A 12,605-nucleotide genomic window follows, 5' to 3' on the forward strand; every position below is an offset into this window, starting at 1 on the left:
ATTAAAAACGGTTAAGGCAGAAGATTGCCGGGAAGGAACAGATCCTGACGAGCATTCAATACGTCAGCAAATGACATGGCTTTTTTGCCGGGTAACTGCAATTGTTTGATGCGTAGCAGGCCATTACCGGTTGCCACGTCCAGACCTTGTTTGGTGGCCTGTACGATGGTGCCTGGCGGGTATTGTTTGTCACTGGTCAAAACTTCTGCTTGCCAGACTTTAATGTTCTGCTCGGCAAGGCTGAAATAACTCACAGGCCAGGGGTTGAAGGCGCGAATACAACGCTCAATAAAAACGGCATCCTGTTGCCAGTCGATCTGTGCTTCTTCTTTGGTGAGTTTCTTGGCATAGGTCGCTGCGACATCATCTTGCTTTTCGGGTGTCGTCTGACCGGTGGCGATTTGACCGATGGTCATTAACAGCCCGCGGGGGCCATCGATTGCCAATTTGTCATACAGTGACGCACTGGTTTCCTCAGCCGTAATAGGTCGCACCACTTTATGCAACATGTCACCCGTATCCAGACCAACATCCATCTGCATGATGGTCACGCCGGTTTCAGCATCTCCCGCCCAAATGGCGCGCTGGATCGGAGCGGCTCCGCGCCAACGTGGCAGCAGAGACCCGTGAACATTAATACAGCCCAGCCGTGGTGTGGTCAGCACAGGTTGAGGTAACAGCAATCCATAAGCCACCACAACCATCAAATCAGCGTTGAGGGCTGCTAATGCTTGTTGATCCTCTGCATTCTTAAAATTTTCTGGCTGATAGACAGGGAGTCCGTGCTCCAGCGCCAGCGTTTTGACTGGGCTGGGGGTCAGCTTATTCCCTCGGCCTGCAGGTCTGTCCGGCTGCGTGTAAACCGCCACCACCTGTAATCCTGCATCCAATAGGGCTTGTAGGTGTTTGGCGGCGAAATCGGGTGTTCCTGCAAATACAATACGAAGATTCTGCACGGGTATTTCCATTAGGATGAACGTTCTTGACGAGCGATCTTTTCCAGCTTCTGCCGGATACGTTGCCGTTTTAACGGCGACAAATAATCCACGAACAATTTGCCAACCAAATGATCCATTTCATGTTGTAAGCAAATGGCTAATAATCCATCGGTTTCAATTTCAAAGGGTTCGCCATGTCGATCCCAAGCCCGGACTTTTACCCATTCTGCTCTTGGTACAAAAGCTCGACATTCCGGAACAGAAAGACAGCCTTCTTCAATACCGGTTTCGCCCCGTTTCTCAATCAGCTCCGGATTGATAAAAACAAGGGGTTGGTCCCGATTTTCCGACGTATCAACGACGATGATTCGTTTATGAATGTTGACCTGTGTCGCAGCTAGCCCAATCCCTTCTTCCTGATACATAGTTTCAAACATATCCTCTATAATATGTTCGAGGTCAGAAGTGATTTTTTCGACCGGCGTAGCAATTTTTCGCAACCGTTCATCAGGAAAACGTAAAACTTCCAGAGTAGCCATATAATTAATTAATACTCACAAATCGTAACTGTCAGCCTGATTTTAGTCGGCTGGCGTTGAAAATAACAGCCGTCCGGCATAAACGGGGACAGGGATGATCATGAAACCACGTTATATATCGCTTTTTTTAGCGTCTGCATTACTCGCTTTTCAGGTCAGCGCCGATACCTTGGCGTTACGCAAAGATCACCCACAGCAATATGTTGTTCGGAAAGGCGATACATTATGGGATATTTCGGGGCGTTTTCTGACTAAACCCTGGTTGTGGCCGCGGTTGTGGAACATGAATCGCCAGATCAAAAATCCACATTGGATTTATCCTGGCGATCGGTTGCGTTTAACCTGGGTACATGGTCAGCCTCGGTTAGTGCTGGATCATTCAGATGCCCGAGAAGGGAAAAAAGTGATCCGGCTATCACCTCAGATGCGTGTCGAAGAACCACAGGCACCGATTCCTGTGGTGGAGCTGTCGGAAATCTCCCAGTTCCTGCGTGCCGATCTGGTCGTCGATAATGGCGTGGATATTGAGCATGCACCGTATATTCTCGGCGACAATGAAGACCGAAGCATTTATATGTCTAAAGGGCAAACCATACATGTTCGTGGTAAACCTGATTTGGATAAGACATACGGGGTCTATCACGTCGGGAATATGTACAAAAACGAACAAACCGGGGAAGAACTGGGCCGTCAGCTCGAATTGGTCGGCATAGTGCAACCGAAAGAGTTATACAACCAAAACATTACTGCGGTAGATGTCCTCTCAAGTTTCAGTGAAATCCGGAGAGGAGATCGTTTATTACCCATGTTAAGCGAGAGCAGTATTGACGCTTATTTTGTGCCAGAGCCAGGCAATCTGCCACAAGGTGGGCATATCATTGATATACCAATGAAAAGCACTTATGTTGGCCGGTATGACACTGTCATTATTGACAAAGGGGCACGTGAACACCTGAAACCGGGTGATGTTTTCGGTATTGTACGTCCCGGCGCTAAACTGGTCGATAACGGGCCCGATCAGATCGTCTATCAGCAAGATAGTACGATAGGGCAGAAATTAATGGATAAACAACCGACAACGCTGATGGCAGATAAAATCGGCGAGTTGATGGTGATAAAGGTTTATCAAAAAACCAGTTTGGCAATTGTGATGGATAGTCGGGACCTAGTGAAGGCTGGTTATGCGGTGGAGAACCCTTGAGTCGTTACTGTCGGAAGAAGAATTAGCGCTTTGGTTACATTTTACGAGTATTCCTGGAATTGGCCCCGTTAAAGGGGCTAATTTATTACAGCATTTTTCCGTTGCGGAGTTGCAAGGGCGAGATGCGGTATTTCTGACTGAACACGGTTGGAATGAACAACAAATTCGTTATTGGTTCGATTTTTCCGCTGAGAAATACCAGTCGGTCTTGGCTTGGGCTCACACTGATCAACACCATCTCATTGATATAGAGCATCCTGCCTATCCGGCATTGCTTCGGAATATTGTTGGTGCACCGTTAATCCTATTTATAGACGGGAATTTGGATGTCATTAATCAGATGCAATTGGCTGTCGTCGGATCAAGAAAGCCAACATCGGATGGACGCGATGCCGCCCAATTGTTTTCGCAAGAACTTGTCGCCCATGGGTTTACCATCACTTCCGGGTTAGCGGCTGGGATTGATGCCATCTGTCATCAAACCGCACTGCAATCGAGAGGTCGAACTGTCGCAGTCCAAGGCTGTGGGCTCATGCATGTCTATCCATCGAAACATAAATCACTCGCCGGTCAGATCATTGGAGAAGGTGGTGCGTTGATTTCTGAATTTTTTCCACAAACTTTGCCAAAGGCTGAACATTTTCCCCGCCGTAACCGTATTATCAGTGGTCTGAGTCTAGGTACATTGGTGATTGAGGCAGCGGAAAAAAGTGGGTCATTAATTACAGCCCGCTACGCTTTGGAACATAATCGGGAAGTTTTTGCCGTACCGGGGCGAGCAAACAACATCAATGCTCGGGGTTGTCACAGATTAATTCAACAAGGTGCAAAACTTGTTTGTGATGCTGCCGATATAATAGAAGAGCTTGGTGTTTTTACACAATTGATGAGGCATGACAATAAAACGAGTCCTATATTTGAAGAAGCTTCATCTGATTTGCCATTTTCTCGATTGTTAGATAACGTAAGAAGTGATGAAGTCACCGCAATTGATGTGATTACAGCGAAAAGTGGGTTACCTGTTCAGGAGGTGATGACCGAATTAATCACACTCGAATTAGAAGGATTAATTTTGTCAGTACCGGGTGGTTATGTGCGAACGAGGAGTGCCTAATTATGTTTGATGTCTTAATGTACCTGTTCGAAACATATGTGCAAAGTGAGTTAGATTTCATGGTTGATCAGGATGCCCTGACGGATGAACTGACTCGTGCCGGCTTTCAAAAACCCGAAATATATAAAGCATTATCCTGGCTTGAGCATTTAGCTACATTGCATGATAGTGATGAAGCGCCAGAATATATTGCCTGTGCCTCTGATTCTTTCCGTGTTTATGCTTCGGAAGAGATGCTGAAATTAAGCACCGAATGCCGGGGTTTTTTATTATTTCTAGAGCAAATCCGCGTGTTAAATTGCGATACCCGCGAGATTGTTATTGAACGCTTGATGGAATTGGATTCACCAGAAATAGAATTAGATGACCTGAAGTGGGTGGTCATGATGGTGTTATTCAATCTTCCTGGTGGTGAAAATGCCTGCCATCAGATGGAAGAGCTGATGTTTGAACCAGAATCTGTCACGATCCAGTAACCATACACCGATCCTGGTGACTCAATTCAATGAGTAAAATTGATTCCTCTCTATTTTCTATGCAAGAACACGCTCTGGATAAAGAATACCGTCTTTGTCCAGAGTGTGGTGGTGCTTTGTCTTTGCGCCGTAGTAAACATGGCCTGTTTTTGGGCTGTGATAATTATCCTGCATGCCAATACATCCGACCCTTACAGCAACAAAATGTGCAGATAGAAAAGGTATTAGATGATTCAAAATGCCCTGAATGCGGGAAACCATTAGCCATTAAAAAAGGGCGTTTCGGGTTGTTTATCGGCTGTACGGGTTATCCTGAATGTACACATATTGAAACCAATAGCAGTGTCGATGCCTCTGCCAATGCAGAGCGATTACCCGCATGTCCACTTTGTCATGGACAACTGCAAGCAAAAATCTCCCGATACGGGAAGACATTCTATGCGTGTAGCAACTACCCGAAATGCAAATATGCAATTAATGACAAACCGGTCGCGGCTACCTGCCCCGACTGTGGGTCGTCTATACTGGTAGAACGAAAGAGCAAAAATGGCATCAGATATTGCTGTGCGAGAAAAGAGTGTACCTACAGCACTGATTCACTATAATGCCCCCGGTTTTAACAAAATTTTAACCTGACAAACGAAGCAAGGAAGTACTATGTCTACACCATTTGTTGCCATTCTGATGGGTTCTGATTCTGATTTCCCGGTCATGCAGACAACATTAGACGTACTGAAATCATTTGATATCAGCTATGAAGTGAAAGTCACCTCAGCCCACCGTACACCAGCAGCTACCCACGCTTATGTTACTGATGCAGAAGCTCGCGGTTGTAAAGTGTTTATTTGCGCTGCGGGGCTGGCGGCTCACCTGGCTGGTGCGGTTGCCGGTATTACTACCCGTGCAGTGATTGGCGTACCGATCGATGGTGGTCCACTGAAAGGTCTGGACGCATTGCTGTCTACTGTACAAATGCCTGGCGGCGTTCCGGTTGCTACTGTTGCGATTGGTAAAGCGGGAGCTAAAAATGCGGGCTATTTAGCTGCACAGATCCTCGCGGTAGCGGATGACGCTTTGGCTGCAAAAGTTAAAGCTGAGCGTCAGAAAAATGCTGAAGAAGTCATCGCGAAAGATGCGGCCCTGCAAGCTCAGTTAAAATAATGAAAAATGAAAAGGAAGGCGACCTGTGTCGCCTTTATTGTTTATGAGTGATGATTTACAAAAAGCATGTAAGACCTTGCAATCGGGTGGCGTGATTGCTTATGCCACGGAAGCAGTCTTTGGTTTAGGTTGTGATCCGGATAATCAGCTTGCTGTTCATAAGCTGCTGCAAATCAAGCAACGACCGGTAGAAAAAGGATTAATTTTAATCGCAGCGACGTGGGAGCAACTGCTTCCTTACCTAGATATCAGCCAGCTAACCAACGAACAGATACAACGCGCTTTTAACAGCTGGCCTGGCCCTTACACTTGGATTTTCCCCGCAAAGCCAACCACGCCCAAATGGCTAACCGGTCAGTTTTCCTCGTTGGCGGTACGAGTAAGTGCTCATGCGCAAGTGCAGGCATTGTGTCAGCGATTTGGCAAACCATTGGTTTCGACCAGTGCTAACCTAACAACATTCCCTCCGTGTCGGACAGCAGAGGAAGTTCGCTTACAGCTCGCAGAGCGAATAGACTATATTCTGCCGGGAAAGGTAGGGACGCAAAATAACCCCTCTGAAATCCGTGATGTGATCACTAATCAACTATTCCGCGCGGGCTAGCAAAAGGATTGCCGGTGCCCGCGGTAATCAAGAGGCTAGCCATGGATCGTTATGCTGTTTTTGGTAATCCCATAAACCATAGTAAATCGCCGTTCATTCATACATTGTTTGCCAGACAGACACAGCAAGCTATGGTGTATGAAAAAATCGAAGCACCGATTGATGATTTTGACGGTACGATTCGGCGCTTCTTTGCTGAAGGTGGGAAAGGGGCCAATGTTACTGTTCCGTTCAAAGAACAAGCTTTTCAGCTGGTGGAACAGCTCTCACCAAGAGCAAAACTAGCGGGTGCAGTAAATACCCTGAAACTGACCGATGACGGCATTTTGCTGGGTGATAACACCGATGGTGCTGGGTTAGTACAGGATCTGAAATATCATCTGACCGACCTGACCGATAAAAAAATCCTGTTATTAGGGGCTGGTGGTGCATGTCGAGGTGCGCTCGGCCCGTTACTGGAACAAAAACCTGCGGAAATTGTCATCGCTAACCGGACAGTAGCCAAGGCGGAGCAACTTGCCCATGAATTTTCAACGTTGGGCAAGGTCAGAGCGAGTGGATTCACAGAATTGAACGAAGAATTCGATCTGATCATCAATGGTACATCCGCCAGTTTGGCAGGCGCGATGCCTGATATTCCAAATAGTGTTATCGGCACGGCAACAGTCACTTATGACATGATGTATGGCAGTAAGGAAACGGTCTTCAACCTCTGGGCAAAAGAGCACGGCGCAATTCAAACCATTGATGGGTTGGGGATGCTGGTTTGCCAGGCTGCAGAAAGTTTTGCTATCTGGCGTGGTATTCGCCCCGGAACCAAGCAGGTGATCCGTGAATTACGGCGGAATCTGACCGGGGCATAATTGCTACAGCTTCATTTCATTTATAAACTCATTTTTTAATAACACATAATTAGCCGAGGATTGAACAAAGAAGGCCCGTTCATCTTCGGTTAGCTCCCTACCTTGTTTTACCGGATTGCCTACATAAACATAACCTGAAACCAGACGTTTACGGGGTGGTACAACAGCACCTGCTGCCACAATGACATCAGATTCAATGGTGGCACCATCAAGAATAATGGCTCCCATACCGATCAACACCCGGTCATGAATAACGCAACCATGCAAGACAGCTTTATGACCCACCGTGACATCTTCACCAATAATCAACGGACAACCATCAGGATTCTTTTCTGTGATCCGATTGACATGTAATACCGAGCCATCCTGCACATTGCTTCGTGCACCAATAGTAATGTAGTTCACATCCCCACGTACCACCGCCATTGGCCAAATACTCGTATCGTCAGATAGACGAACATCTCCAATAACACAACTTTGAGGATCGATATAAACAGAATGCCCTAATTGAGGTTTTATACCTCGATAGCTACGAACAGAAGACACAAAACGACCTGTTTTTATTCAATTGTGGATAACCATGTTTATATCTAGGAATAAAATAAGAGCAAGATGTAGATAAATAAATTGATTAAAAAAAACTGAAAAAAGCACTTGATCAAAAAAGATCGGCCCCTATAATGCGGCCCCACTGAGACGGCAGACGCCGCAACGAGTTGAGATTCAGCACGTTAACTCAGTAAAGATTCAAGTTGCCAAGCCGTTTGTGATAAACACCGCTTGACAACGAAGAGGGAAAGCGTAAGATTCGCGTCCCTGGCCTAACAGCCACGCTCTTTAACAACATATCAAGCAATCTGTGTGGGCACTTGCGTAGATTGATTAGATTGAAAAAATTTAATCAATGATACGAAGTGTCTGTAAAGACAAGTCATTCATTGAGCCAAAACTTTAATTGAAGAGTTTGATCATGGCTCAGATTGAACGCTGGCGGCAGGCCTAACACATGCAAGTCGAACGGCAGCGGGGGATAGCTTGCTATCCTGCCGGCGAGTGGCGGACGGGTGAGTAATGCATGGGGAGCTGCCCAATCGAGGGGGATAACAACTGGAAACGGTTGCTAATACCGCATACGCCCTGCGGGGGAAAGGTGGGGACCTTCGGGCCTACCGCGATTGGATGCACCCATGTGGGATTAGCTAGTTGGTGAGGTAACGGCTCACCAAGGCGACGATCTCTAGCTGGTCTGAGAGGATGACCAGCCACACTGGAACTGAGACACGGTCCAGACTCCTACGGGAGGCAGCAGTGGGGAATATTGCACAATGGGGGAAACCCTGATGCAGCCATGCCGCGTGTGTGAAGAAGGCCTTCGGGTTGTAAAGCACTTTCAGTGGGGAGGAAGGGTTGATGACTAATACTCATCAGCATTGACGTTACCCACAGAAGAAGCACCGGCTAACTCCGTGCCAGCAGCCGCGGTAATACGGAGGGTGCAAGCGTTAATCGGAATAACTGGGCGTAAAGCGCACGCAGGCGGTTGGATAAGCGAGATGTGAAAGCCCCGGGCTCAACCTGGGAACTGCATTTCGAACTGTCCGACTAGAGTCTTGTAGAGGGGGGTAGAATTCCAGGTGTAGCGGTGAAATGCGTAGAGATCTGGAGGAATACCGGTGGCGAAGGCGGCCCCCTGGACAAAGACTGACGCTCAGGTGCGAAAGCGTGGGGAGCAAACAGGATTAGATACCCTGGTAGTCCACGCTGTAAACGATGTCGATTTGGAGTTTGTGCCATTATGAGCGTGGGTTCCGAAGCTAACGCGATAAATCGACCGCCTGGGGAGTACGGCCGCAAGGTTAAAACTCAAATGAATTGACGGGGGCCCGCACAAGCGGTGGAGCATGTGGTTTAATTCGATGCAACGCGAAGAACCTTACCTGGCCTTGACATGCTGAGAAGTTTGTAGAGATACGAATGTGCCTTCGGGAACTCAGACACAGGTGCTGCATGGCTGTCGTCAGCTCGTGTCGTGAGATGTTGGGTTAAGTCCCGCAACGAGCGCAACCCCTATCCTTTGTTGCCAGCGGGTCATGCCGGGAACTCAAGGGAGACTGCCGGTGATAAACCGGAGGAAGGTGGGGATGACGTCAAGTCATCATGGCCCTTACGGCCAGGGCTACACACGTGCTACAATGGCGTATACAGAGGGAAGCGACCTCGCGAGAGCAAGCGGAACCCAAAAAGTACGTCGTAGTCCGGATCGGAGTCTGCAACTCGACTCCGTGAAGTCGGAATCGCTAGTAATCGCAAATCAGAATGTTGCGGTGAATACGTTCCCGGGCCTTGTACACACCGCCCGTCACACCATGGGAGTGGGTTGCACCAGAAGTAGTTAGTCTAACCTTCGGGAGGACGATTACCACGGTGTGATTCATGACTGGGGTGAAGTCGTAACAAGGTAACCGTAGGGGAACCTGCGGTTGGATCACCTCCTTACCTTAACTAATTGACTCTATGTGAGTGTTCACACAGATTGCTTGTGTCCCCTTCGTCTAGAGGCCCAGGACATCGCCCTTTCACGGCGGTAACAGGGGTTCGAATCCCCTAGGGGACGCCAGAAGTTCTTTAAAAAATTGGAAAGCTGATAAAGTTCAATCAAGACAAACAAGCGTCTTGGAAAAACTTGGTGTTAAACCAGTAAACTGGTCATAACAACAGCGCTGAATGGGAAACCATTTGGGGTTGTATGGTTAAGTGACTAAGCGTACACGGTGGATGCCTAGGCAGTCAGAGGCGAAGAAGGACGTGCTAACCTGCGTTAAGCTGTGGAGAGTCGGTAAGAGACATTATTATCCACAGATGTCCGAATGGGGAAACCCACTGAGTTTACTCAGTATCGTATGATGAATACATAGTCATACGAGGCGAACCGGGAGAACTGAAACATCTAAGTACCCCGAGGAAAAGAAATCAACCGAGATTTCCTTAGTAGCGGCGAGCGAACGGGAATTAGCCCTTAAGTTTCTTGGAAGTTAGTGGAACAGTCTGGAAAGGCTGGCGATACAGGGTGATAGCCCCGTACATGAAAGCGACCTTGGAATGAAAACGAGTAAGGCGGGACACGTGGTATCCTGTCTGAATATGGGGGGACCATCCTCCAAGGCTAAATACTCCTGACTGACCGATAGTGAACCAGTACCGTGAGGGAAAGGCGAAAAGAACCCCTGTGAGGGGAGTGAAATAGAACCTGAAACCGTGTACGTACAAGCAGTGGGAGCACCTTCGTGGTGTGACTGCGTACCTTTTGTATAATGGGTCAGCGACTTACATTCTGTAGCAAGGTTAACCGAATAGGGGAGCCGTAGGGAAACCGAGTCTTAACTGGGCGACTAGTTGCAGGGTGTAGACCCGAAACCGGGTGATCTAGCCATGGGCAGGTTGAAGGTGCCGTAACAGGTACTGGAGGACCGAACCCACTAATGTTGCAAAATTAGGGGATGACCTGTGGCTAGGGGTGAAAGGCCAATCAAACTCGGAGATATCTGGTTCTCCCCGAAAGCTATTTAGGTAGCGCCTCGGACGAATACTACTGGGGGTAGAGCACTGTTTCGACTAGGGGGTCATCCCGACTTACCAACTCGATGCAAACTCCGAATACCAGTAAGTACTATCCGGGAGACACACGGCGGGTGCTAACGTCCGTCGTGAAGAGGGAAACAACCCAGACCGCCAGCTAAGGTCCCAAAGTACTAGTTAAGTGGGAAACGATGTGGGAAGGCTTAGACAGCTAGGATGTTGGCTTAGAAGCAGCCATCATTTAAAGAAAGCGTAATAGCTCACTAGTCGAGTCGGCCTGCGCGGAAGATGTAACGGGGCTAAACTAGTCACCGAAGCTGCGGATTTGCCGTAAGGCAAGTGGTAGGGGAGCGTTCTGTAAGCCTGTGAAGGTGTGTGGTAACGCATGCTGGAGGTATCAGAAGTGCGAATGCTGACGTGAGTAACGTTAAAGGGAGTGAAAGACTCCCTCGCCGGAAGACCAAGGGTTCCTGTCCAACGTTAATCGGGGCAGGGTGAGTCGGCCCCTAAGGCGAGGCTGAAAGGCGTAGTCGATGGGAAGCGGGTTAATATTCCTGCACTTTTTGTAACTGCGATGAGGGGACGGAGAAGGCTAAGTAGGCCAGCGGTTGGTAGAGCTGGTGAAAGGTGGTAGGGAAGTACGGTAGGCAAATCCGCTGTACTATATTCCGAGAGCCGAGACGAAGTGACCACGGTCATGAAGTTACTGATGCCACGCTTCCAGGAAAAGCCTCTAAGCTTCAGGTTACAAAGAACCGTACCCGAAACCAACACTGGTGGTCAGGTAGAGAATACCAAGGCGCTTGAGAGAACTCGGGTGAAGGAACTAGGCAAAATAGTACCGTAACTTCGGGAGAAGGTACGCTGATGTTGGTGAAGAGATTTACTCTTGGAGCGAATGTCAGCCGCAGTGACCAGGTGGCTGGGACTGTTTAACAAAAACACAGCACTCTGCAAACACGAAAGTGGACGTATAGGGTGTGACACCTGCCCGGTGCCGGAAGGTTAATTGATGGGGTTAGCGCAAGCGAAGCTCTTGATCGAAGCCCCGGTAAACGGCGGCCGTAACTATAACGGTCCTAAGGTAGCGAAATTCCTTGTCGGGTAAGTTCCGACCTGCACGAATGGTGTAACCATGGCCACGCTGTCTCCACCCGAGACTCAGTGAAATCGAATTCGCCGTGAAGATGCGGTGTACCCGCGGCTAGACGGAAAGACCCCGTGAACCTTTACTACAGCTTGACACTGAACATTGAACCTACCTGTGTAGGATAGGTGGGAGGCTTTGAAGTGATGACGCTAGTTGTCATGGAGCCGTCCTTGAAATACCACCCTGGTATGTTTGATGTTCTAACCTTAGCCCGTTATCCGGGCCAGGGACAGTGTCTGGTGGGTAGTTTGACTGGGGCGGTCTCCTCCCAAAGAGTAACGGAGGAGCACGAAGGTGGGCTAATCACGGTCGGACATCGTGAGGTTAGTGCAATGGCATAAGCCCGCTTAACTGCGAGACGGACAGGTCGAGCAGGTGCGAAAGCAGGTCATAGTGATCCGGTGGTTCTGAATGGAAGGGCCATCGCTCAACGGATAAAAGGTACTCCGGGGATAACAGGCTGATACCGCCCAAGAGTTCATATCGACGGCGGTGTTTGGCACCTCGATGTCGGCTCATCACATCCTGGGGCTGAAGTTGGTCCCAAGGGTATGGCTGTTCGCCATTTAAAGTGGTACGCGAGCTGGGTTCAGAACGTCGTGAGACAGTTCGGTCCCTATCTGCCGTGGGCGTTGGATGATTGAGTGGGGTTGCTCCTAGTACGAGAGGACCGGAGTGAACGAACCGCTGGTGTTCGGGTTGTCATGCCAATGGCACTGCCCGGTAGCTAAGTTCGGAAAAGATAACCGCTGAAAGCATCTAAGCGGGAAACTTGCCACGAGATGAGTCATCCCTAGGACTTTGAGTCCTCTGAAGGGCCGTTGGAGACGACGACGTTGATAGGTGAGGTGTGTAAGCGTAGTGATACGTTGAGCTAACTCATACTAATGACCCGAGAGGCTTAACCATACAACACCCAAGTGGTTTCAAACCCCAATGCTTGTTTGACTGATTGAATGATAGCTTTCCAATGAACCGAATAT

At 48.6% G+C, this 12,605-nt stretch carries 10 protein-coding genes, 1 tRNA gene and 2 rRNA genes; 10 read left to right on the top strand and 3 right to left on the bottom strand.

All coding sequences use genetic code 11. The features are described from left to right. Positions 1–11 precede the first annotated feature (11 nt). Positions 12–956, bottom strand: a complete 945-nt coding sequence (fmt, locus tag H027_RS0109230; protein ID WP_024872172.1) for a methionyl-tRNA formyltransferase — start codon at positions 954–956, stop codon at positions 12–14. An 11-nt stretch (positions 957–967) separates the two neighbouring features. Then, positions 968–1,477: a peptide deformylase gene (gene def, locus H027_RS0109235; RefSeq protein ID WP_024872173.1), complete on the bottom strand. Its 510-nt coding sequence runs from the start codon at positions 1,475–1,477 to the stop codon at positions 968–970. Between the two features lie 100 nt (positions 1,478–1,577). Here def and H027_RS0109240 point away from each other — a divergent pair, with 100 nt between their 5' ends. Genes H027_RS0109240 through aroE form a run of 7 tightly spaced genes read left to right on the top strand, consistent with a single transcriptional unit; the run spans position 1,578 to position 6,896 of the window. Next, a complete protein-coding gene (locus tag H027_RS0109240) occupies positions 1,578–2,678 on the top strand; it encodes a LysM peptidoglycan-binding domain-containing protein (RefSeq protein ID WP_161632453.1) in 1,101 nt (366 codons plus the stop codon). Beyond that, entirely contained in the window at positions 2,659–3,792 is a 1,134-nt protein-coding gene (dprA, locus tag H027_RS0109245; protein WP_051448973.1) for a DNA-processing protein DprA, read from the top strand. The genes H027_RS0109240 and dprA overlap by 20 nt, the downstream gene beginning before the upstream one ends. A gap of 2 nt (positions 3,793–3,794) precedes the next feature. Beyond that, on the top strand, positions 3,795–4,268 hold the full coding sequence (locus H027_RS0109250; RefSeq protein WP_024872176.1) for a DUF494 family protein: 474 nt from the start codon (positions 3,795–3,797) through the stop codon (positions 4,266–4,268). A 29-nt stretch (positions 4,269–4,297) separates the two neighbouring features. Beyond that, positions 4,298–4,873 carry a DNA topoisomerase family protein gene (locus H027_RS0109255; protein ID WP_024872177.1) on the top strand — a complete coding sequence of 192 codons (576 nt, stop codon included), beginning with the start codon at positions 4,298–4,300 and terminating at the stop codon, positions 4,871–4,873. Between the two features lie 52 nt (positions 4,874–4,925). After that, positions 4,926–5,429, top strand: coding sequence for a 5-(carboxyamino)imidazole ribonucleotide mutase (gene purE, locus H027_RS0109260; protein WP_024872178.1), 504 nt, complete (start codon positions 4,926–4,928; stop codon positions 5,427–5,429). A 43-nt stretch (positions 5,430–5,472) separates the two neighbouring features. Continuing rightward, on the top strand, positions 5,473–6,033 hold the full coding sequence (gene tsaC, locus H027_RS0109265) for an L-threonylcarbamoyladenylate synthase type 1 TsaC (RefSeq protein WP_024872179.1): 561 nt from the start codon (positions 5,473–5,475) through the stop codon (positions 6,031–6,033). A gap of 41 nt (positions 6,034–6,074) precedes the next feature. Continuing rightward, complete coding sequence (aroE, locus tag H027_RS0109270) at positions 6,075–6,896, top strand: shikimate dehydrogenase (protein ID WP_024872180.1); 822 nt, start codon at positions 6,075–6,077, stop codon at positions 6,894–6,896. A 3-nt stretch (positions 6,897–6,899) separates the two neighbouring features. Here the strand turns inward: aroE and H027_RS0109275 are convergent, their stop codons facing one another. After that, a complete protein-coding gene (locus tag H027_RS0109275) occupies positions 6,900–7,442 on the bottom strand; it encodes a gamma carbonic anhydrase family protein (protein WP_024872181.1) in 543 nt (180 codons plus the stop codon). Positions 7,443–7,848: 406 nt separating this feature from the next. Between H027_RS0109275 and H027_RS0109280 the strand changes: the two genes are divergently transcribed. The 3 genes from H027_RS0109280 to H027_RS0109290 all read left to right on the top strand — a co-directional run bounded on the left by H027_RS0109280 (position 7,849) and on the right by H027_RS0109290 (position 12,531). Then, positions 7,849–9,392 (top strand): 16S ribosomal RNA (locus H027_RS0109280). 45 nt (positions 9,393–9,437) lie between these two features. After that, positions 9,438–9,513, top strand: a tRNA-Glu gene (locus H027_RS0109285). A 131-nt stretch (positions 9,514–9,644) separates the two neighbouring features. Beyond that, a 23S ribosomal RNA gene (locus H027_RS0109290) occupies positions 9,645–12,531 on the top strand. The 16S and 23S rRNA genes sit together here with 1 tRNA gene alongside, the layout of an rRNA operon. Positions 12,532–12,605: the final 74 nt, after the last annotated feature.

The organism is Tolumonas lignilytica (assembly GCF_000527035.1).
In the GTDB taxonomy this organism is placed as follows: Bacteria; Pseudomonadota; Gammaproteobacteria; order Enterobacterales; family Aeromonadaceae; genus Tolumonas; species Tolumonas lignilytica.